The sequence below is a fragment of the Pseudomonas sp. Xaverov 259 genome (genome assembly GCF_019352915.1).
GTDB lineage: Bacteria > Pseudomonadota > Gammaproteobacteria > Pseudomonadales > Pseudomonadaceae > Aquipseudomonas.
Window position 1 is genome coordinate 83,023 of record NZ_JAAAFV010000048.1, and the last position, 21,690, is coordinate 104,712.

The window sequence follows — 21,690 nt, forward strand, 5'->3', positions numbered from 1 at the left end:
GCATTCACTACGAGGTTCCACGTACGTCGTGCAAACTTAGACATACTCGGCCCTCCTTGAGTTGGGCCTTACCTCCAGCGCACTTACCGGAACACGTGAGCCTTCAGACGCAGGTCGATGCGTCCTTTAAGGTGGCCGGGCTAATGGTCCTTCCGCATCAATCCGGCACGGATTACTAGCCCGTGGCGGTCGGTCCAGAATTCGTCCGCATACCCGGCTCACCTGAAAAGCAACAAACGCAGAACGGGGAAGATCCTAACCAACATTGCCATCTAAGGTGTGTCAAACAGTGGTCAAATATCCAGTATGGACCGATAGATTCATTGCAAACGTTTACAGTCAACTCAGGCAAGAAAAAAATGCCTGACATATCCATGCCGGCCATCGCTCAGTCTTGCGTGATGATATGACCGGCGGTAGTATCCGGCTGCAGGTCGATGCGTCTTTTGAGAGAGCAACCCCAGCCACTAACTGGGTTTGCAATAAAAAACCGCCCTACTAAGGCGGTTTTTTATTGCCTGCGATTTACCCTTCAGCCCTCGCCTTCCTCAACAAACACCAGCCGATTCCCAAACGGGTCACCGATGCTCATCTCCCGCGAGCCCCAAGGCGTTTCTTCAACCCCAGGTTTGGCATACCGGTACTCCTTGGCCAGCAACTGCTGCTGGTAGCCGTCCACGCCTTGCGCCTGAATCCGCACCGCCGAGCCCGGCGAAGCATCGCCATGGTGCTCGGACAAATGCAGCACGCATTCGCCCAACGACACCTGTAGATACAACGGGAAATTCGCCTCAAAGCGGTGCTGCCAGTCAACCTTGAACCCCAGGAAGTCGACGTAGAACTCCAACGCCTTGGCCTCGTCGAAGATCCGCAAAATCGGGGTGACTTTTCCTAAGTGCATGGCAACCGCTCCGTGTATGAATGCGCCCACTATAGAGACGAAAACCCGCCACGCAAATCCCCGTTGCGCGCGAGGAACATCCCCGGCCGCTGACCATTGGCCTGCCCATCGCGATAACTCAGCACGCCATTGACCCACACGCCATCAATGCCCTCGGCAGCGCGTTGCGGTTCTTTGAAATCCGCCACATCACGCACGCGCAACGGGTCGAACAACACCAGGTCGGCCCAGTGCCCTTCACGAATTTCCCCGCGCTCGGCCAGGCCAAAACGCGCCGCCGACAACCCGGTCATCTTGTGCACCGCCGTGTGCAGTGGAAACAACCCCACATCGCGGCTGAAGTGCCCCAGCACCCGTGGAAACGCGCCCCACAAACGTGGATGGGGAAATGGGTCTTCCGGCAAACCATCCGACCCCACCATCGACAACGGATGCGCAAGAATACGCCGTACGTCCGCCTCATCCATCCCGTAGTACACCGCCCCTGCCGGTTGCAGGCGACGTGCCGCATCCATCAGCGAAACATCCCACTGCGCCGCGATGTCCTGCAAGTCGCGCCCGCCGACCTCCGGGTGCGGTGTTGACCAGGTAATAGTGATACGAAACGCGTCGGTGACCTGCTTCAAATCCAGCGTCGACGAGCTGGCGGCATAGGGATAGCAATCACACCCGACCGGATGGGTTTTCGCTGCCAACTCCAACGATGCCAACAGTTGCGGACTGCGCCCCCAGTTGCCCGCACCGGCACACTTGAGGTGGGAAATGATCACCGGTACCTGCGCATGTCGGCCAATCAGAAACGCCTCGTCCATCGCTTCCAGCACCGGTTCGAATTCGCTGCGCAAATGCGTGGTGTACACCGCACCAAACGCCGTGAGTTCCTCACTGAGCTGCAGCACTTCATCGGTTTCGGCATTGAACGCGCTGGCGTAGGCCAGGCCTGTGGATAGCCCTAGGGCACCCGCCTGCAGACTCTCCTGCAACTGCACGCGCATGGCGGCAATTTCGCCGGGCGTGGCAGTGCGATGCAGGTCGTCCATATGATTGCTGCGCAAGGCGGTGTGGCCGATCAAGGCGGCAACGTTGACTGCCGGATGGGCGCTTTCCACTGCCGCACGATAGTCGGCAAACCGTGGATAGGCGAATGCCTCACGTGTACCCAAAAGGTTCATTGGGTCCGGCGGATCGCTACGTAAACTCACCGGCGATGCACTGATGCCGCAGTTGCCAACGATCACCGTGGTCACGCCCTGGCTGAGCTTGGGCAGCATCTGCGGGTGGCGGATCACCACCGTGTCATCGTGGGTGTGCACGTCGATAAAACCCGGCGCCAGCACGCGGCCATTAGCATCGATTTCATGCTCGCCGGTTGCGTTCGACAAATCGCCGATCGTTCCGATGCGCCCGGCACGCAGCCCCACATCGGCGACATAGCCCGGCGTGTTGCTGCCATCAATGATCAGCGCCTGGCGGATCAGCGTGTCGTACTTCATATCAGTCTCCAAGCGGCAGGCTGTCAGGGCCGCCGCGATAATCGTCCAGGGCCAGCTTGATCCGGCGCAGGCGTTCCTGGTTGTCGTCCGGCAGGGCCAGCGCCAGCTCGGTGGCGAGCAGGTCGATGGCCAACAGCATTCCGTAGCGCGCGGCAGTGGGCTTGTAGATAAAACTGGTTTCGGCCGGTTGCAGCGGCAGTAAGACGTCCGCCAACTCGGCCAGGGGTGAGTCGGCCAGGGTGATGGCGATGATGGGCGCATCGTAGCTACGCGCAAGCTTCACCACGTCCAACAGTTCTGGCGTCAGCCCGGTAAGCGAGCACACGATCAGCACCTGCTCCGGGCCTAAAGTGGCCGCCGTGACCCGCATCATCACCGGGTCATGGCTGGCGGCAATCGGGTAGCCCAGGCGTACCAGGCGCACCTGCAATTCGTCGCTGCACAGGCTCGATGGGCCGCCCATGCCGAACGCGTGAATCATCCGTGCCTTGCCCAACAGGCTGACCGCATCAACGAAACTGGCCTGGTTGAACCCCGACAGGTGCTGACGCAACGTCGCTTCGATATCCCCCAGAATCTGCCGGTGAAAAGCCGACTGCTCCGGCAACCCGGCCGGGTCCAGAAAACGACTGCCCACGCCACTGGCCTGGGCCAATTGCAGGCGCAAATCACGTAAGTCGCGGCAACCGACGCTGCGGGCAAAACGCGACAAGGTTGCCGTGCTGACCTCGGCCCGTTGCGACAACGCTTCCAGGCTGGCCGACGCCGCAAAGCCCACGTCATCGAGCATCAGCTTGGCGATACGGCCTTCACCGGCGCTGAACGAGTCCTGACGGGCGCGGATCTGGTAGAGGATGTCCATGACGGCTCCGGGTTACAAAATGAGGCTTATAAAACAAGGCTTATAAAACAAGAGACAGGCCGTAAGTCAGACCAAACGCGACCACCGAAATCAAAGTCTCCAACACGGTCCAGGTCTTGAAGGTCTGGATCACCGTCATATTGAAGTATTCCTTAATTAGCCAGAAGCCACCGTCGTTAACGTGGGAAAAGATCACCGAACCCGCACCGGTCGCCAGCACCAGCAGTTCAGGGTGTGGATAACCCAGGCCCAAGGCAACGGGCGCGACCACACCCGAGGCCGTGGTCATCGCCACAGTGGCCGAGCCGGTAGCGATGCGCATCAGCGCGGCAAACAGCCAGCCCATCACCAGCGGCGACAGGTGGAAGGCATGCGCCAGGCCAAGAATTTCATTGGTCACGCCCGCGTCCACCAGGATGCGGTTCAAGCCGCCGCCCGCGCCCACCAGCAAGGTGATGCTGGCGGTGGGCGCCAGGCACTCATTGGTGAACTTGAGGATCGCTTCGCGATTGAAGCCCTGGGCCAAACCCAGGGTCCAGAAACTCACCAGCGTGGCGACCAGCAGCGCGATCACCGAGTTGCCGATAAACAGCAGGAATTGGTTGAAGCCAGTGCCCGGAGTAGAAATCACGTTGGCCCAACCGCCAATCATCATCAGCACCACCGGAAGCAGGATGGTGCCCATGGTCAGGGCAAAACTCGGCAAGCGGGTACGCGGCTCGCGCTCGATAAACTGGCGTTCCAGTGGGTTTTCCGCCGGCAGGTGGATACGCGGCACGATGAACTTGGCGTACACGGGGCCGGCGATGATCGCGGTAGGAATGCCGATCAATATTGCATACAGCACCGTCTGCCCCACCGACGCGTTGTACGCCAGCACCGCCATCATCGCCGCCGGGTGCGGCGGCACCAGCGCGTGTACCACCGACAGACCGGCGACCATCGGCAAGCCGACCATCAGGATCGACACGCCCACACGCCGCGCCACGGTAAAGGCGATCGGCACCAGCAACACAAAACCGACCTCGAAAAACAGCGGCAGCCCCACCAGGAACGCAATACACACCATCGCCCAATGCGCATTGCGCTCACCGAAACGGTTGATCAGCGTGCGCGCCACCTGCTCGGCACCGCCGGATTCGGCCATCATCTTGCCGAGCATGGTGCCCAACGCCACTACCAGGGCGATATGCCCAAGGGTCTTGCCAACGCCCGCCTCATACGAGCCCATGATGGTGTCCGCCGGCATGCCGGCCATCAAGGCCAGGCCGATAGACACCAGCGTGATGACGATAAACGGGTTGAGTCGGTAACGTGCAATCAGCACGATCAATGCAATGATGGCGATGGCAGCGTATGCCAACAGCCCAAAGCCCAGTGGTGCGGCCATGCGGTACTCCTTGGAAAGGGTCACGTCGAATTGGTTGTGAAACTCATAAATCATTACCGGGTTTAATTTTCAATTTTTATGAAAGTAATTTTCGCCCACGGATAAGCGCTGTCGCTTTGGGACATGCCCAACGCCAGTCGATGAAAATTCGGGGGGTGTTCTTACATGAAGTTTTTTGCGCGGGGAAACTCAGCTACCAGGGCCGAGTCTCAGATGGCAGCCCTATTCACAACCAGGAAAACCGACAATGAAGCGCAAGACCCTGCTTGTTCCTTTCGCCGCCAGCGCACTGCTGCTGGCCTTTTGCGGCAGCGCCTCGGCCGATGACAGCCCGGCGCTGAAAAAATGCCTGGATGGCGCCAACACCACGGCGGATATGGTTGCCTGCAACGCCACCGAAGCCAAGATCCAGGATGCGCGCCTGAACAAGGCCTACAAAGCCGTCCTTGCACTTCAGGAAGGCAAACAAAAGCAGCAACTGCAAGACGTACAGCGCCTGTGGATCAAATACCGGGACGCCAACTGCGGCTTTATCGGTTCCGCGACCGGCGGCACCATCGATCAGGTCAACGGCATCGGCTGCATGCTGGACATGACCCAGACCCGCGCCCAGGAACTGGAAAATATGCTGCCGCTGTAATCAGTCGTGATGCACGCGGGCGCGCTTGAGCAGCTTCTTGCAGCGCTCCGACAAATGCAGCACCCGCACATGCTTGCCGGCCTTGGTGTAGCGCTCGCGCAGGGTCATCAGCGCGGCAATCGCCGAGTAGTCGACAAAGCTCAGGTGACGGCAATCGAGCGTCACCTGGGCCGGGTCGTTGGCCGGGTCGAACTGGTTCAAAAATGGCGTGGTCGAGGCAAAGAACAGCGTGCCGTGCAGGCGATACAGTTTGCTGCCGTCGGCTTCCAGATGCTCATCGGCATATAGCTCACGCGCCTGTTGCCAAGCGAAGTTCAGTGCCGCAATCACGATGCCGCAGAGCACGGCAGTGGCCAGGTCGGTGAACACGGTAATCACCGTTACCGCAATAATCACCAGCACGTCGTTGACCGGCACCTTGTTGATCACCCGCAGCGACACCCAGGCGAAGGTCTGCTGGGACACCACAAACATCACCCCCACCAGCGCCGCCAGCGGAATGCGCTCGATCAACGGCGACAGAAACAGAATGAACAACAGGATCATCACCCCGGCAAACACCCCGGAGAAACGCCCGCGCCCGCCGGAGCTTAAGTTGATCACGGTTTGCCCGATCATCGCGCAACCGCCCATGCCGCCAAACAGGCCCGAGACCATATTCGCCGCGCCCAGGGCCACGCTTTCGCGGTCGGGGTAGCCACGGGTTTCGGTGATTTCGTCGGTGAGGTTCAGGGTCAGCAGGGTTTCCAAGAGGCCGACCATGGCCATCAGGAACGCGTAGGGCGCGATAATACCGAGGGTTTCCAGGCTCCACGGAATCTGCGGCAACGCAAAGGTCGGCAGGCCACCCGCGATGTGGGCCATGTCACCCAACGTACGGGTCGGCAAGCCCAACAAGTACACCGCAAGGCCCACGCCCAAAATCGCCACCAGCGCGGGCGGCACGGCGCGGGTCAGGCGTGGCAGCAGGTAGACAATCGCCATGGTGGCCGCCACCAGCCCGGCCATCACGTACAACGGCGTGCCGCTCAGCCAGGTTTCACCGCTTTTGAAATGCTCCAATTGCGCCAGCGCAATGATGATCGCCAGGCCGTTGACGAACCCGAGCATCACCGAGTGCGGCACCATGCGCACCAGTTTGCCCAGGCGTAACAGGCCGAACGCGACCATGATCAGCCCGCCCAGCAGCACCGTCGCGAGCAGATACTCCACGCCGTGTTGCACCACCAGCGCCACAATCACCACAGCCATCGAGCCAGCAGCACCCGAGACCATGCCCGGCCGGCCGCCGAACAAGGCCGTGAGCGTGCAGATGATAAAGGCGCCGTAGAGGCCCATCAGCGGGTTGAGGTGAGCCACCAGGGCAAAGGCGATGCATTCGGGCAGCAGCGCGAAAGACGTGGTGAGGCCGGCCAGGGCATCGGCGCGCAGACGGGTGAGGTTCATGAGGTACCAGGGAATAGCGAGGGATATGGCGGGGGATGGTACGGAATTGCGGCGGGTGGGGCCAGTGAAGTGTCAGTCAGGTAGACCGAGTGGCCTTCATCGCAGGCAAGCCAGCTCCCACACTTGAATGTATTCACAGTTCAAAATGTGGGAGCTGGCTTGCCTGCGATGGCAGCGCCGCGGTACTAAGCGAACATCACACCATCTCGTTACGAATCCACTCCACCACCGACGTGCGCTTCGGCGCCCAGCCCAGCAACTCACGCGCATGCTTGCCACGTACCCGGCTGTTGGAACCCAGGCCATAGTTGGCCATTTCATAGCCCCACTCGGCTTCAGCCTCAACCAATGGCCAGTCCTGCGGCTCGCCCAGGTTCAGCGCTTGGGCAATCGCGGTGGTCATGTCGACAAACGCCGCTTCGCTGCTTTCCACAAAGTAGAACGTGCCCGGGACGTTCTTGGTCAGCGCCAGCAGATACAGGGCTACCACGTCTTCAATGTGCACATTGGACCAGATGTTCTGGCCGGTGCCCACATGCCGTACTACGCCACTTTTGCGCGCTTGCTTGAGCAAGCGCGGCAATTGCACGCTGTCACGTTTCACGCCCAGGCTGTGGCCGTAGATCAAGGTGTTGCAGATCACCGCCGAGTTCACGCCGTCTTTGGCGGCTGCCAGGATCAGGTTGTCGATGGCCACGCGCGCGGCCTTGTCGACGGTCGGCTCCGGCAAGTTATCTTCAAAGTAGATGACATCACTGGCTTTACCGCCCGACGCATCACCGACAATGCTCGAACCGCTGGTGTGCAGGAACGGCTTGTTCGAACCTTTCAAGGCCGCCAGCAAGGTTTCCACGGCAGCACGATGGTCGCTGCTCGCGGCATTAATCACCGCATCAGCTTTAGAAGCCTGCGCGGTCAACACTGCAGCGTCATCCAGTGTGCCGATCACGGGCGTGATGCCCAGGGCAGTCATTTCAGCCGCTTGCTCGGCGCTGCGCACCAGGCCGGTGACCGTGTGGCCGGCCTTGACCAGGCCGGTGGCGATGGAGCCGCCGATAAAACCTGCTGCGCCGGTGATGAATACGTTCATGGAGGTTGCTCCTGACTGGGTAAGTGATGAGCCCAGTATCAAGGACTCATTCCTGCCGAATAAGCCCGTGTTGCCCAATTCAATCTTGCGCACAGGTCACGAATCAGCAGGCATACCGCGCAAGCTTGGTTTGAATGAAATCCAGGAAGCACTGGATGCGCAGCGCCAACTGCGAGTTACGGTAGAACACCGCGTGGATCGGCTGGCGATAGCCGCTGTTAAAGGCTTCCAGCACCGGCACCAGGCGCCCGGCGTCGATGTCGGCGATGGTCATGAAGTTCGACAGGCAGCAAATGCCCTGCCCTTCCAGCGCCAACTGGCGCACGGTTTCACCGCTGGAAGCGGCAATGCTCGGCTGGATCAGCCAGCGGTCGCCTTCCACGTGACGCAGCGGCCAGTGGTTGAGGGTTTCGGTCTGGGTAAAGCCCAGCAGTGTATGGTCGGCCAACTCGGCCACCGTCTTCGGCGTGCCGAACTGTTTGAGGTAGTCGGGGCTGGCGAGGATGTGCAGCGGTGTGCAGCCCAGTGAGCGTGCATGCAGGGTCGAGTCGGCCAGGGCACCGATGCGGATGGCAATGTCGGTGCTTTGCTCCAGCAGGTCGATGATCAGGTCATCGCTGTTCAGTTCCAGCTGGATATCCGGGTAGAGACGGCGAAACTCGGCAATGTACGGCACGATCCCATGCAGCATGAACGGCACGGCCGCATTGATGCGCAGGCGCCCGGCCGGGTTCTTCTGGCGCGACGACAGGCGCTCTTCCAACTCGTCCATCTGCGCCAGGATCACTTTGGCCTGTTCGAAAAAATACTTGCCCTCTTCGGTCAGGTCCATGCGCCGCGTGGTGCGATTGATCAGCGTGGTGTCAAGCTTGGCTTCCAGGCGCGACAAGGTGCGGCTGACTGCCGACGGCGTCTGCCCGACCTGCTCCGCAGCCGCCGAAATCGAGCCGCACTCAATCACGCTGACAAAGATCTGTAGCTCATCGGATCGGGCTTTCACAGGCTGTCCTCTTTATCGGTTGCTGGCAGCTTACACCGAGAAATTGAACACCTGCGCCAGATGCTGCTCGTAGCGCGCCACATCGGCCTCGATGGCTGGGCGTTTCATCACGTCCACACACAGGAAGGTCGGCAGGCCGGTCATGCCGAGAAACTCGTTGGCCTTGTGGAACGGGAAGTACACAGCGTCCACGCCTTTGGCTTCGAAGAAGTCGGTAGGGTCGTCGAAGGCCTGCTGCGGCGCGTTCCAGGTCAAGGAAAGCATGTACTGCTTGCCCTGGATCAGGCCGCCGCTGCCGTATTTCTGCGACGCATCGGAACGGGTGCGGCCATCACTGGCGTACAGGCTGCCGTGGCCTTCAGTGAAGACTTCGTCGATGTACTTCTTGACGATCCACGGCGCGCCCATCCACCAGCCGGGCATCTGATAGATGATCACATCGGCCCAGAGGAACTTGGCGACTTCTTCGGCCACGTCGTAGCCTTCGTCGATATGAGTGACTTTGACGTCGATGCCGGCACGGTCGAGCACGGCCACGGCGGCGTCGTGCAAGGTGGTGTTATAGCGGCCGTCGGAGTGGGCGAATTTTTTGCCGCCGTTGAGCAGGAGGACTTTTTTCATCGGAGGGATTCCAAAGGGTTGAAAATGGCTGCCGGCAGGCTATCGACATTTAACCCTTGGAATAAGCGGCAATACGGCAAAATACATTTGACCAAAACGCACGAATAACCCACGGACTATTGATTTATCCGCCAATCAGCAAGTGACCGCCCAGCAACGCCATGCCGACGAAAAATACCCGTTTGAACAACACCGCACTGATGCGGTGGCGCAACACCTGGCCCAACCACATGCCCAGCAACGCGGGCACCAGCGCCAGCAACGAAGCGCTGACTTCACCACCGCCCAAGGTGCCACGCCAAGTCAGCGCAGCGGCCAACGCCAGCGTGGAAGCGGTGAACGCCAGTCCCAGCGCCTGCACCAACTGATCGCGGTTCAAACCCAGGGCTTGCAGATAGGGCACGGCCGGAATCACGAACACACCCGTAGCCGACGTGATAAGGCCGGTGACCAGCCCGCACAACGGGCCAAGCCAGCGCTCCGTTTGAGGCTTCACCTTGAAGGTGGGCAAGAACAACCCACTCAACGCATACACCAGCAAAGCGCCGCCCAACGCGCGAACCACCCAGTGCCCGCCGCCCATGCCCAGCCACAAGGTGCCGAGCCCGGTGCCGAGGACAATCAGCAGCAGCATTGGCCATAGGCGTTTGAGCAAGGCGCTCAAATGTCCGCCGAAGGCCAGTTGCCAGAGGTTGGTGACTGCGGAGGGGATGATCAGTAAAGCGGCAGCCTGCGCCGGTAACATAGCCAGGCCGAGCATGCCCATGGCCACGGTGGGCAGGCCCAGGCCGATCACGCCCTTGACGGTGCCGGCCAGCAGGAAGGTGCCGATTACCAGCAGGGTCAAGGCGGGGCCGAGGTTTTGGTAGAACGCCAGGAAGGTAGTCATGGGGTGATTTTGCAGGATTTCGTTGAGGTCGAAAATTCGCCATATACTGAGGTAGCCTCTTGTTTTGCATGAGGCTGAAATCGCCATCGCAGGCAAGCCAGCGCCCACACTTGAATGTGTTCACAAATCAAAATGTGGGAGCTGGCTTGCCTGCGATAAGGCCAGTGAAGTCACCCGAGAACTCCCAGCCATGCACTTTGACCTGATCGACCTGCGCCTCTACCTGCACACCCTCGACACCGGCAACATCACCGCCGGCGCGGCGCGCAGCCATTTATCCCTGGCGGCGGCCAGCGCGCGCATCCGCGCGATGGAAGCCTCACTGGGCATCGAGCTACTTGAACGTAACCGCCGTGGCGTCAGCCCAACACCCGCCGGCAAAGCCCTGGCCCGCCACGCCCGGCTGCTGTTGCAACAGGCCGAGCACCTGCAACAGGACTTGGCCGAATACGCCCAGGGCATCAAAGGCCAGGTGCGCCTGCTGTGCAACACCACCGCCCTGAGCGAATACCTGCCGGAGCTGCTGGCGGACTTTTTGCGCGAACACCCCAACCTCGATATCGACCTGCAAGAGCTGCCGAGCCTGCGCATTACCCAAGCCTTGCGCCAGGGCACAGCAGACCTGGGGATTATCTCCGATGCGGTGGACACCCACGGCTTGCAGACCCTGGCGTTTCGCGATGACCCGCTGGTGCTGATCATGCCCCTGGATCATCCGTTGGCGACGGCGAACTTCATCGACAGCCTGCAATACGATTACGTTGGCCTGACCGCCCACAGCGCACTGTCGGTGTACCTGGAAGAACAGGCGCTGCACGCGGGCTTTCGCCTGCAAACGCGCATTCGCGCCGAGGGTTTTGATGGGTTGATCCGCATGGTCGCCGGCGGCGCCGGCCTGGGTATCGTGCCCCAGGCCGCCCTGGAGCGCTGGCCAATGGAAAATCGCATCAAGGCCCAACCACTGAGCGAAGATTGGGCCTGTCGCAAGCTGCTGTTATGCGCCCGCTCCTTCGAGCAGTTGCCGGGTTACGCCAAAGCCTTGTTCGACGCCTTGGCCCTGCCCTTGCGGAAAAAACCGTAATACACCGCCGACAGAATCAGCAGGAATGGCACGCCAAACACCAGCGTCATCTTGAATGCCTCGGTGAAGTATGTGGTGATCATCACCGCGCCCATCAGCACCAGCCCCAGCAGCGTGCTGTAGGGAAACAGGCGCAGCTGGAACGACAACTTCGGCCCGCCATGGCGCTTGCGATATCGGCGGAAAAACAGGTGCGTGAGGAAGATCATGAACCAGGTGAAGATCGCGCCAAACATCGAAATCGCCATCATCAAGGTGAACGAGCTTTGCGGGTACACCAGGTTCAGCAAGGTCGCCAGGGCAATCCCGGAGCTGGACAGCAGCAACGCATTCAGCGGGATGCCGCTCTTGCTCAAGGCGCCCATGGACTTGGGTGCAAACCTCGCGCGGGACAGGCTGAACATCATGCGCGTGGTGATATAGAGCTGGCTGTTCATCGCCGACAACGCGGCGATCAGGATCACGAAGTTCATCACCCCGGTGGCGCCGGGAATGCCGATGGTCTGCATCACCGTGACAAACGGGCTCTGGGTCTGGCCGGCCTGGTTCCACGGCACGATGGCGAGCATCAGCGCGAGCGTCAGCAGGTAAAACACCACCAACCGCACAATGGTAGCGCGAAAGGCTTTCTTCACCGCCTGCTCCGGGTCGGCGGCTTCACCGGCGGCCACGGCGATCATTTCTACGCTGAGGTAGCTGAAGATCGACACGATCACCGCGATCCACATGCCGCTCAGGCCATGGGGGAAAAACCCGTCGTGGGCCGTGTAGTTCTGCACGCCATAGTCAGGGTTGCCGGAGCCGAACACCACGTACACCGCGAGGATGATGAAGCCGACGATCGCCGTGATCTTGATGGTCGAAAACCAGTATTCGAAGTTGCCGAAGGTCTTCACGCTGATGGCATTGAGCAGAATCAGCACACTGGAAAACGACACGATCCACACCCACTCCGGCACGTTGGCGAACCAGTACTTCATGTACATCGCCACCGCCGTGACCTCGGCGCCCACCGCCAGCACAATCGCCGCCCAGTAGGCATAGCGCACCAGAAAGCCGGCCAGCGGGCTGATGTAGAACTCGGCATAGGCGCCGAACGAGCCCGAGGTGGAGTGCGCCACGGTCATCTCCGCCAGGCAGCCCATCAGCAATAAGGTGATCAACGCGCCGATGGCGTAACTCACCAGCACACTCGGCCCGGCATAACCGATGGCGTAGGCGCTGCCCATGAACAGCCCGGTGCCGATGGCGCCACCGATGGCGATCATGCTCATCTGGCCGGAAGTGAGCTGGCGCCTCAGGCCCAGTTCGCGATGGGTGATCTCTGCAAAGCCGTTGTCTGGCGTGGTCACGTGGTGTGCCCCTTTATTATTGTGATTGCACTGTTTGGATATTGACGCAGATCCCCTGTGGGAGCGGGCTTGCTCGCGAATGCGGTGTGTCAGTTAATGCATGTGCTCGCTGATCCACTGCATTCGCGAGCAAGCCCGCTCCCACTTTTTGATTCGTGTTGTCCTTAAGTGACGCTGTTGCGCACTTTGAATTGCGGCTGGTCCCAAGTGGAGTTATCGAGGATTTCGCCCAGGATCTCTACAGCGTCAAATACCTCGGTGAAGCTTGTGTACAACGGCGTAAACCCAAAACGCATGATGCGCGGCTCGCGGTAATCACCAATCACGCCACGGGCGATCAAGGCCTGGATCACCGCATAACCTTCAGGGTGTTCAAAACTCACATGGCTACCGCGCTTGGCATGCTCACGCGGCGTAATCAGCACCAGGCCGTGGGCGGCGCAACGGGCTTCGACCAGCGCGATAAACAGGTCGGTCAAGGCCAGGGATTTGCTGCGCAGGCTGGCCATGTCGGTCTGGGCGAAAATCTCCAGGCCACATTCGACCATCGCCAACGACGTGATCGGCTGGGTGCCGCACAGGTAGCGCGCGATGCCGGCGCTTGGCGCGTATTGAGCTTCCATGGCGAACTGGCGCGTGTGGCCAAACCAACCCGATAGCGGCTGGCGCACCACGTCCACCAACGCCGGGTTGACCCACACGAACGCCTGCGAGCCTGGCCCGCCATTCAGGTATTTGTAGGTGCAGCCAATCGCATAGTCAGCACTGGCTTGATGCAGATCGATGGGCACCGCGCCCGCCGAGTGCGCCAGGTCCCAGATACTCAGCGCGCCACATTCGTGGCTCAAGGCGGTGAGCGCCTGCATGTCGTACATGTAGCCGGTCTTGTAATTGACGTGGGTGAGCATCACCACCGCCACGTCCGGGTCGATGGCCTGGGGCAGTTCGTCCGGGCTGTTGACCAGCCGCAAGGAATAGCCCTGTTGCAGCAACTCGGTCAGGCCTTCGGCGATGTACAGATCGGTGGGAAAGTTACTCGCCTCGCTGACAATCACCTTGCGCGCCGGCTCGCGTTGGCGCTGCACACTCAAGGCGGCGCTGAGCACTTTGAACAGGTTTATCGAGGTGGTATCGGTGATCACCACTTCACCGTCACGCGCGCCAATCAGCGGTGCCAGGCGGTTGCCCAGGCGTTGAGACAAATCCGCCCAACCAGCGCTGTTCCAACTGCGAATCAAGCCATTGCCCCACTCCTCGGCGATCACCTGCTGCGCTCGCTCCAACGCCGCTACCGGCCGTGCGCCCAGAGAGTTGCCGTCGAGGTAAATCACACTTGCGGGCAAGGCGAACTGCTGACGCAGTGGCGCCAGCGGGTCCTGGGCGTCGAGGGCTTGGCAGTGGCTTCGAGAGGTCATGGGGCGTCCTGATTTTTGTAAGTAAGGATGGACCAAATAATGAACGAAGTTTTAGAGAATTTTCGTGCAAAGTGATGGGTAACAGGCTAATTAAGCTGTAGGAAATTCGAATTTAACCCCAAAACACGCGGATTTATTCTAAGCATGATTCTCGACGCCACCGACCTGCGCCTCCTGCATTTTTTGCAACTGGATGGGCGCATCAGCAACCAGGAACTGGCGGAAAAAGTCGCCCTGTCGCCCTCCGCCTGCCTGCGCCGTTTGCGCCTGCTGGAGAGCGAAGGAATCATCAGCGGCTATCGCGCCGTGTTGAATGCCGAGCAGCTGGGGATTGAGCTGGAGGCCATCGTGCACCTGTCGTTGCGCCAGGATGTGGAGGACTGGCACGAGACCTTTATCAAGAAGGTGCAAGGCTGGCCGGAGGTGGCCAGCGCCTATGTGATCACCGGCGCCAGCAACTATGTATTGCGCGTGCAGGCGCGGAATCTCAAGCACTTTTCCGACTTTATCGTGAACCACCTGAACCGCACGGCCGGAGTGATGGATATTCGTTCGGAGATTGTGTTGCAGAAGATCAAGGATCGGGATGAGGTGTTGGACTTGGTCATCCGCAAATAGCTAGCCACACCACAGAAACCCTGTGGGAGCTGGCTTGCCTGCGATAGCGGTAGTGCAGCCACCACCGCTATCGCAGGCAAGCCAGCTCCCACATTTTTTTGACCGCGTTTAATCAGTCTTCAAGGGCACGAACGCGCTGCATGCGCTTTTGCTCTACCGGCGCAGCAGACGACTGCAACTCAAAGTCAAAATCAATCTGCGCAAACCGCCCTTGCACCCCAAACTCCCGCGCCAATTGCTGATCGTCACTAAAGCGAATCTCGGCGATTAATTCATCGCGCGTCGCGTAGGCAAAATCATCATGCAGGTACGGGTCGTCCGACAGGTTGATCTGCGTGGTCAGGTGCCGGTGCCCCGGCGCCGAGATGAAGAAGTGAATATGCGCAGGCCGCTGCCCATGGCGCCCCAACTGGTCGAGCAGTTGCTGAGTCGGCCCGGTCGGCGGGCAGCCATAGCCCGACGGCACGATGCTGCGGAACCGGTAGTTGCCCTGGGCATCGGTCTCAATGCGTCGGCGCAGGTTGAATTCTGATTGCGTTGGGTCAAACCACGAATAGGTGCCACCCGTGTTGGCCTGCCACACATCCACAATCGCGCCCGCCAGTGGCTTGCCATCGGTGCCGCGCACTTGCCCGCGCATAAACAGCGGCACCGCGTCGTCCTTGCCATCGTCCAGCCGCGCTTCGTACTGGCTCAGCGGCGCGCCGGCCACGTACAGCGGGCCTTCGATGGTGCGGGGCGTGCCACCGGATTTGCCGGCCTCTGCATCCGCAGCGTCCATCAACAAGTCCAGGTAATGCTCCAGGCCCAAACCGGCAGCCAGTAAACCCGCTTCCTGATGCTTGCCCAATTCGTTGAGGTAGTTGACCGCCTTCCAGAACTCTTCCGGGGTCACTTCCAGGTCTTCGATGATGTTTACCGTATCGCGCAGGATCCGGTAGATCAGCGCCTTGGCGCGCGGGTTGCCGCCGTCGTTATGGTTGCCGCTGGCTTCTTCGAGAAACGCCTGGGCATGGGCAGTCTGGGACAGTCGGATGGACATGGTGCAAATCCTCATCTTGTAATTATTGGGTGCAAACGGGCTTAACGGTCGTCCTCATGGATCGACGAAGGGTGCCGGCACAGGGCGTTCACTTCGATGGCCATGTAGGGAAAAAGCGGCAGTTGCATCAGCAGGTCGTGCAGGTCTTGCACGCTGTCGACGTCGAACACGCTGTAGTTGGCGTAGTGCCCGGCGATGCGCCACAAGTGGCGCCATTTACCCTCTTGTTGCAGACGCTGCGCCAGGGCTTTTTCCTCAGCCTTGAGAGTGGCGGCGCGCTCGGGGTGCATGTCCAGCGGCAGGTTCACGGTCATTTTTACGTGGAACAACATGGCAGGCGCCTCTTAGTGTTTGTCACGACGAAAGAACGCCAAACGCTCTTCATCAATGGCCAGGCCCAGGCCCGGTGCGGTGGAAACATGCAGCTCAAAATCGCGGTACACCGGCGGCTCGCTGAGGATGTCTTCGGTGAGCAGCAGCGGGCCGAACAGTTCGGTGCCCCACACCAACGTGTTCAAGGTGAGGAAGGCATGCGCCGACGCCAATGTGCCGATGCCGCCTTCGAGCATGGTGCCGCCGTACAGGCCGATGCCCGCCGCTTCGGCAATCGCGGCGGTGCGCAACACCGCACGCGGGCCGCCGTTTTTGGCGATCTTGAGCGCGAACACCGAAGCCGCGCCTTCGCGGGCCAGGTTGAAGGCGTCCTCCACACACTCGATGGATTCATCGGCCATGATCGGCGCCGGGCTCGACAGGTTGAGCCGGGCCATGCCGCTGCGGTTGTTGCGCGAAATAGGCTGCTCGATCAGGTCTACACCGTTATCGCCCAGCACCTTGCAGGCACGCAGGGCCACGGCTTCGTCCCAGGCCTGGTTGACGTCGACACGTACGCTGGCGCGCTCGCCCAGGGCTTTTTTGATCGCGATCACATGGGCCAGGTCGCGGCTGGCCTCTCCAGCACCGATCTTCAACTTGAAGATGCGATGGCGGCGCAGGTCGAGCATCTTTTCGGCCTCGGCGATGTCCTGTTCGGTGTTGCCGCTGGCCAAGGTCCAGGCCACCGGCAAGGCATCGCGCACACGCCCGCCGAGCAGCTCGCTCACCGGCAGGTTCAGGCGTTTGCCCAACGCATCGAGCAAGGCGCTTTCGATGCCGGATTTGGCAAAGGTGTTGCCGCGAATGCTGCGCTCCAGGCGCAACATGGCCGCGTTGACATTGCTCGCGTCCTGGCCGATCAGCAGCGGCGCGAAGTGGCGGTCAATGTTGATCTTGATGCTGTCCGGGCTCTCGTTGCCGTAGCTCAGGCCGCCGATGGTGGTGGACTCACCGATGCCTTCGAGGCCGTCGGTGCAACGCAGGCGGATGATCACCAGCGTCTGGTTTTGCATGGTGTGCATCGCCAGCTTGTGCGGGCGAAGGGTGGGGAGGTCGACGATGATGGTCTCGATCGACTCGATGGCGCAAATCGGCATGGCGATACCCGTTGGGTTCTTGTTAGATTTGAGCCGATTCTGTGCCGTATTTTTAAAGGCTTCCAATATAGAATGGGTCTCGCACAATACCCTCAAGGTATGAAAGGAGCCGTCATGGAACTGCGTCATCTGCGCTATTTCCAGGTGCTGGGTGAAACCCTCAACTTCACCCGCGCCGCCGTTCGCCTGCACATCGCCCAGCCGCCATTGAGCCGGCAGATCCAGCAACTGGAAGATGAACTGGGCGTAATTCTGCTGGAACGCGGCCGACCGTTGCGGCTGACCGCGGCCGGGCGGTTTTTTTATGAGCACGCCAATGTGCTGCTGGAACAACTGGCCAAGGTTTGCGACACCACTCGACGCATTGGCCAGGGCGAAAAGACCTGGCTGGGCATCGGCTTTGCGCCATCGACCCTGTACGGCGTGTTGCCGGAATTGATTCGGCGGCTGCGCAACCATGAGGCGCTGGAGCTGGAATTGGGCTTGTCGGAGATGACCACCTTGCAGCAGGTTGAAGCGCTCAAGGCCGGGCGTATTGATGTGGGCTTCGGGCGCATTCGCATCGACGACCCGGCCATCGTCCAGCGCGTGCTGGTAGAGGATCGCTTGGTGGCCGTATTGCCCGCCGGTCACCCGCTGCTCGGCGCGCCCGCCACCCTCGCGCAATTGGCCGCAGAGCCGTTTGTGCTGTACCCCGGCAACCCGCGCCCCAGCTATGCCGACCATGTGATTGCGCTGTTCGACGCCCATGGTTTGAGCCTCAAGGTGGCGCAGTGGACCAACGAGTTGCAGACGGCGATCGGGCTGGTGGGCGCGGGCATGGGCGTGACGCTGGTGCCGGCCTCGGTGCAGGTGTTGCACCGGGCGGATATCGGCTACACGCCGATTGTGGAAGCCACTGCGACCTCGCCGATTATCCTGAGCCGACGGGTGAATGATCAGTCGCCAGGGCTGAGTCATTGTTTGCAACTGGTTGAAGAATTGATCTGAAACCCTCCAAACACCGCAGTTCTCCTGTGGGAGCTGGCTTGCCTGCGATAGCGGTGGGTCAGTTAACCAGAATGCTAACTGGTCCACCGCTATCGCAGGCAAGCCAGCTCCCACAGTTTGATCTTCATTGTTTTCAGAGGCTGCGCAGGCGCTTGCGCTGCAGGGTTTGGCTGGGGGATTCATCGAATAGTTTGCGGTACTCCGCCGAAAACCGCCCCAAGTGGGTAAAGCCCCAGCCCAGCGCGATCTCGGAGATGGTGCGGATTGAGCCATGCTCGAGTATTTCCTGGCGCACGACACCCAGCCGGTACTTCTTCAAATACGCCATCGGCGACAGCGCAAAGTATTTACGAAACGCATCGAACAGCTTGAACCGCGACACACCGGCAGCAGCTTCCAGATCCTCTAAATGCACGGCTTCGCGGGCGTTGTCATGAATGTATTGCCGCGCCCGGATCAGGTAATGCGGCAGCTTCACACCCAGCACGTCACGCAATTCTTCTGAATAGTTATTCGGCTGGGCCAGGATCAAACCCTTGATCAACGAGCTTTCCAGATCACGCGTAAACGCCGCCTGCTCATACAACTCGCTGCTGCACTCAAGCTCGGCAATAAAGTAGCGCGCCATGCGCCACCACGACGCAGAAGCGCCGTCCACCGCATCCATCACCGATTCAAAACGCAGTGGCGCTTCAATCGGCCGTTGCAGTAACCCTTCCAGCGACTCACTCATCGCCGCCCGCGTAATCACCACCTGCAACTTGCGACAATCACCGGATATCGCCAGCACCTGATGCTCGTTGGGCGACAAAATCACGCCTTGGTCACGGTTGGAACTCAGGCGCTCGCCGTTCTTGCTCAATTCCTGCTCGCCCACCAAGGGCAGGCTCAGGCTGTAGCTGCTGAAGTGCTCGGCGTCTTCGATATCAATGGTCACGTCAGTGCCATATTCGATCACGCCCAAAGTGGTGGCACGGGACTTGAACACATTGGCGCTGTGGTGAAAACGCAGGCGCTCGGGAGTAGATGTCGCCAGGCGATGCGGCCCGCAAATGCCGGACATCCAGCTGCAGGCGCCTTCGAGGTCAAAGCGTTGAATATGGATTTCGCGTGTATGGCTACTCATCAGGGGCACCCACGGCGGTTAGGCGGTTGCGCGCTCTGGCGGCGCGTCGTTAGCAATCGACAGCAAGTTCTACGCCACGCCCACCTGAATGCAACGGGGTGGATAGCAACCGTCGACTATGTGGATAAGCCGCAGGCATTTGCGACCTTCCCTTGGTAGGACAGTAGCGCATGGCGTCACCTGGGCGCACTGAACTGGGTATTTGCTGCCCAACTTTGCGGCCTGCCTTCACCCATTAAGCGGATAGCCCGCGCCCTGCCCCGCTGCCTCTAATACCCCACCGATTAGCCCCTATCAAAAAAGGTGCCTCCCATGAGTGGTGCAAGAAGCGTCGAGCAGTGGAAAACGTTTATCGAAGGTTGCCTGGACTTTCGGCCGGTGGATGAAGTGTTTCGCATCGCCCGCGACATGTTCACCGAGCCCGAACTGTTTGATCTGGAGATGGAACTGATCTTCGAAAAAAACTGGATCTACGCCTGCCACGAAAGCGAGCTGGCCAACAACCACGACTTCGTGACGATGCGCGCCGGGCGCCAGCCGATGATCATCACCCGCGACGGCGAGGGCCAACTCAATGCGCTGATCAACGCTTGCCAGCATCGCGGCACCACACTGACCCGCGTCGGCAAGGGCAACCAATCGACCTTTACCTGCCCGTTCCACGCCTGGTGCTACAAGAGCGACGGCCGGCTGGTGAAGGTCAAGGCGCCGGGCGAATACCCGGAAGGTTTCGACAAAGCCACACGCGGTCTGAAAAAGGCCCGTATCGAAAGCTACAAGGGCTTTGTGTTCATCAGCCTCAACGTGCAAGGCAGCGACAGCCTGGAAGACTTCCTCGGTGACGCCAAAGTGTTCTTCGACATGATGGTCGCGCAGTCGGCCACCGGTGAGCTGGAAGTACTGCCGGGCAAATCCGCCTATACCTACGACGGCAACTGGAAGCTGCAAAACGAAAACGGCCTGGACGGTTATCACGTCAGCACCGTGCACTACAACTACGTGGCCACGGTGCAGCATCGCCAACAGGTGAATACCGAGAACGGCAGCGCGTCCGCCAGCACCCTGGACTACAGCAAACTCGGCGCCGGTGACGCGAATACCGATGACGGCTGGTTCGCCTTCAACAACGGCCATAGTGTGTTGTTCAGCGACATGCCCAACCCCAGCGTGCGCTCGGGCTACGCCACCATCATGCCGCGCCTGGTGGATGAACACGGCCAGCAGAAAGCCGAGTGGATGATGCACCGCCTGCGCAACCTGAACATCTACCCGAGCCTGTTCTTTCTCGACCAGATCAGCTCGCAGTTGCGCATCATCCGCCCGGTGGCGTGGAACAAGACCGAGATCATCAGCCAGTGCCTGGGGGTGAAAAACGAGTCGGACGCCGACCGCGAAAACCGCATTCGCCAGTTCGAGGATTTCTTCAACGTTTCCGGCATGGGCACGCCGGATGACCTGGTGGAGTTTCGCGAAGCCCAGCGCGGTTTCCAGGGCCGCCTGGAGCGCTGGAGCGATATCTCACGCGGCAGCCATCGCTGGGAAACCGGCCCAACGCCGAACAGCGAAGCCATCGGCATTCAACCGGCCATGACCGGCACCGAATTCACCCACGAAGGCCTGTATGTGAACCAGCATCGCAACTGGCAGCAATTTCTGCTCAGGGGCCTGGACCAGCAAGCGCTGACACTGCGGGAGGTGAAGTGATGGATGCCCAATTGCAGTACCGGATCGAGCAATTCTTCTACCGTAAATCCGAACTGTGCGACGCCCAGGACTGGGACGCCTATGTGCAGCTGTTCGACCCGCAGAGTGAGTTCCACCTGCCGCAATGGGATTCCGAACACGTTTACACCCGCGACCCCAAGCGCGAGATGTCGCTGATCTACTACGCCAACCGTTCGGGCCTGGAAGACCGCGTGTTCCGTTTGCGCACCGGCAAGGCGGCGTCCGCCACGCCGATGCCGCGCACCTTGCACCTGATCAATAACGTGCGGATCGCCGAGCAGGCAGACGGCACGCTGGAGGTGAAGCTGAACTGGCACACACTGTTCTATCGCCTGGCCACCTCAGAGCAGTTTTATGGGCCTGCCACTTACCACCTCAAGCCGGAGGGCGACAGCTGGCTGATCACCCGCAAGCACGCACTGTTGCTCAACGACACCATCAACTCCGTGCTGGATTTCTATCACCTTTGACTGCGCCCATGTGGCTGGCTGACCTCTGTGGCGAGCGGGCCTCTGTGGGGAGCTGGCTTGTTGTGGC

General features: G+C 60.3%; 21 protein-coding genes. 6 read left to right on the forward strand and 15 right to left on the reverse strand.

Annotated features, from left to right (window positions below; genetic code table 11):
- Positions 1 to 532 precede the first annotated feature (532 nt).
- The 4 genes from K0H48_RS21135 to K0H48_RS21150 are packed head-to-tail and all read right to left on the reverse strand — an operon-like array spanning position 533 to position 4,646.
- On the reverse strand, positions 533 to 901 hold the full coding sequence (locus tag K0H48_RS21135; protein ID WP_219269001.1) for a glyoxalase superfamily protein: 369 nt from the start codon (positions 899 to 901) through the stop codon (positions 533 to 535).
- A gap of 29 nt (positions 902 to 930) precedes the next feature.
- Positions 931 to 2,394, reverse strand: a complete 1,464-nt coding sequence (locus K0H48_RS21140; RefSeq protein ID WP_219269002.1) for an amidohydrolase family protein — start codon at positions 2,392 to 2,394, stop codon at positions 931 to 933.
- A 1-nt stretch (position 2,395) separates the two neighbouring features.
- The gene (locus tag K0H48_RS21145) at positions 2,396 to 3,256 is read right to left on the reverse strand and encodes a MurR/RpiR family transcriptional regulator (protein ID WP_219269003.1); all 861 of its coding nucleotides are present in this window, start codon (positions 3,254 to 3,256) and stop codon (positions 2,396 to 2,398) included.
- Positions 3,257 to 3,296: 40 nt separating this feature from the next.
- Entirely contained in the window at positions 3,297 to 4,646 is a 1,350-nt protein-coding gene (locus K0H48_RS21150) for a gluconate:H+ symporter (RefSeq protein ID WP_256666221.1), read from the reverse strand.
- 247 nt (positions 4,647 to 4,893) lie between these two features.
- Here K0H48_RS21150 and K0H48_RS21155 point away from each other — a divergent pair, with 247 nt between their 5' ends.
- On the forward strand, positions 4,894 to 5,286 hold the full coding sequence (locus K0H48_RS21155; RefSeq protein WP_056858351.1) for a lysozyme inhibitor LprI family protein: 393 nt from the start codon (positions 4,894 to 4,896) through the stop codon (positions 5,284 to 5,286).
- On the opposite strand, the gene K0H48_RS21160 is transcribed toward K0H48_RS21155, so the two are convergent.
- From K0H48_RS21160 to K0H48_RS21180, 5 genes are all read right to left on the reverse strand, one after another.
- Entirely contained in the window at positions 5,287 to 6,732 is a 1,446-nt protein-coding gene (locus K0H48_RS21160) for a SulP family inorganic anion transporter (protein WP_219269004.1), read from the reverse strand.
- Between the two features lie 196 nt (positions 6,733 to 6,928).
- Positions 6,929 to 7,822, reverse strand: coding sequence for an NAD-dependent epimerase/dehydratase family protein (locus K0H48_RS21165; protein ID WP_219269005.1), 894 nt, complete (start codon positions 7,820 to 7,822; stop codon positions 6,929 to 6,931).
- Positions 7,823 to 7,925: 103 nt separating this feature from the next.
- Complete coding sequence (locus K0H48_RS21170) at positions 7,926 to 8,822, reverse strand: LysR family transcriptional regulator (RefSeq protein WP_219269006.1); 897 nt, start codon at positions 8,820 to 8,822, stop codon at positions 7,926 to 7,928.
- A gap of 30 nt (positions 8,823 to 8,852) precedes the next feature.
- Positions 8,853 to 9,443, reverse strand: coding sequence for an NAD(P)H-dependent oxidoreductase (locus K0H48_RS21175; RefSeq protein WP_219269007.1), 591 nt, complete (start codon positions 9,441 to 9,443; stop codon positions 8,853 to 8,855).
- Between the two features lie 124 nt (positions 9,444 to 9,567).
- The gene (locus K0H48_RS21180) at positions 9,568 to 10,332 is read right to left on the reverse strand and encodes a sulfite exporter TauE/SafE family protein (protein ID WP_219269008.1); all 765 of its coding nucleotides are present in this window, start codon (positions 10,330 to 10,332) and stop codon (positions 9,568 to 9,570) included.
- A gap of 190 nt (positions 10,333 to 10,522) precedes the next feature.
- Between K0H48_RS21180 and K0H48_RS21185 the strand changes: the two genes are divergently transcribed.
- Positions 10,523 to 11,413, forward strand: a complete 891-nt coding sequence (locus K0H48_RS21185; RefSeq protein WP_219269009.1) for a LysR substrate-binding domain-containing protein — start codon at positions 10,523 to 10,525, stop codon at positions 11,411 to 11,413.
- Here the strand turns inward: K0H48_RS21185 and K0H48_RS21190 are convergent.
- Positions 11,359 to 12,765 (reverse strand): amino acid permease, encoded by a 1,407-nt coding sequence (locus tag K0H48_RS21190; RefSeq protein WP_219269010.1) that lies wholly within the window; start codon positions 12,763 to 12,765, stop codon positions 11,359 to 11,361. The genes K0H48_RS21185 and K0H48_RS21190 overlap by 55 nt on opposite strands.
- A gap of 164 nt (positions 12,766 to 12,929) precedes the next feature.
- A complete protein-coding gene (gene kynU, locus K0H48_RS21195) occupies positions 12,930 to 14,180 on the reverse strand; it encodes a kynureninase (protein WP_219269011.1) in 1,251 nt (416 codons plus the stop codon).
- A gap of 144 nt (positions 14,181 to 14,324) precedes the next feature.
- On the opposite strand from kynU, the gene K0H48_RS21200 reads away from it, so the two are divergent.
- A complete protein-coding gene (locus tag K0H48_RS21200; protein ID WP_123715915.1) occupies positions 14,325 to 14,798 on the forward strand; it encodes an Lrp/AsnC family transcriptional regulator in 474 nt (157 codons plus the stop codon).
- A 112-nt stretch (positions 14,799 to 14,910) separates the two neighbouring features.
- Here K0H48_RS21200 and catA read toward each other — a convergent pair whose 3' ends face one another.
- Genes catA through K0H48_RS21215 form a run of 3 tightly spaced genes read right to left on the reverse strand, consistent with a single transcriptional unit; the run spans position 14,911 to position 17,312 of the window.
- Entirely contained in the window at positions 14,911 to 15,840 is a 930-nt protein-coding gene (gene catA / locus K0H48_RS21205) for a catechol 1,2-dioxygenase (RefSeq protein ID WP_219269012.1), read from the reverse strand.
- 41 nt (positions 15,841 to 15,881) lie between these two features.
- Positions 15,882 to 16,172 carry a muconolactone Delta-isomerase gene (gene catC, locus K0H48_RS21210; RefSeq protein ID WP_138813859.1) on the reverse strand — a complete coding sequence of 97 codons (291 nt, stop codon included), beginning with the start codon at positions 16,170 to 16,172 and terminating at the stop codon, positions 15,882 to 15,884.
- A 12-nt stretch (positions 16,173 to 16,184) separates the two neighbouring features.
- Complete coding sequence (locus K0H48_RS21215) at positions 16,185 to 17,312, reverse strand: muconate cycloisomerase family protein (protein WP_219269013.1); 1,128 nt, start codon at positions 17,310 to 17,312, stop codon at positions 16,185 to 16,187.
- Positions 17,313 to 17,426: 114 nt separating this feature from the next.
- Here K0H48_RS21215 and K0H48_RS21220 point away from each other — a divergent pair, with 114 nt between their 5' ends.
- On the forward strand, positions 17,427 to 18,302 hold the full coding sequence (locus K0H48_RS21220) for a LysR family transcriptional regulator (RefSeq protein ID WP_219269014.1): 876 nt from the start codon (positions 17,427 to 17,429) through the stop codon (positions 18,300 to 18,302).
- A 133-nt stretch (positions 18,303 to 18,435) separates the two neighbouring features.
- On the opposite strand, the gene K0H48_RS21225 is transcribed toward K0H48_RS21220, so the two are convergent.
- Positions 18,436 to 19,428, reverse strand: coding sequence for a helix-turn-helix domain-containing protein (locus K0H48_RS21225; RefSeq protein ID WP_138813856.1), 993 nt, complete (start codon positions 19,426 to 19,428; stop codon positions 18,436 to 18,438).
- Positions 19,429 to 19,740: 312 nt separating this feature from the next.
- Between K0H48_RS21225 and antA the strand changes: the two genes are divergently transcribed.
- Both antA and antB read left to right on the forward strand, forming a co-directional pair.
- A complete protein-coding gene (gene antA, locus K0H48_RS21230) occupies positions 19,741 to 21,132 on the forward strand; it encodes an anthranilate 1,2-dioxygenase large subunit (protein WP_219269015.1) in 1,392 nt (463 codons plus the stop codon).
- On the forward strand, positions 21,132 to 21,623 hold the full coding sequence (gene antB, locus K0H48_RS21235; RefSeq protein WP_219269016.1) for an anthranilate 1,2-dioxygenase small subunit: 492 nt from the start codon (positions 21,132 to 21,134) through the stop codon (positions 21,621 to 21,623). Before antA ends, antB begins: the two co-directional genes overlap by 1 nt.
- The last annotated feature ends 67 nt before the right edge of the window (positions 21,624 to 21,690 follow it).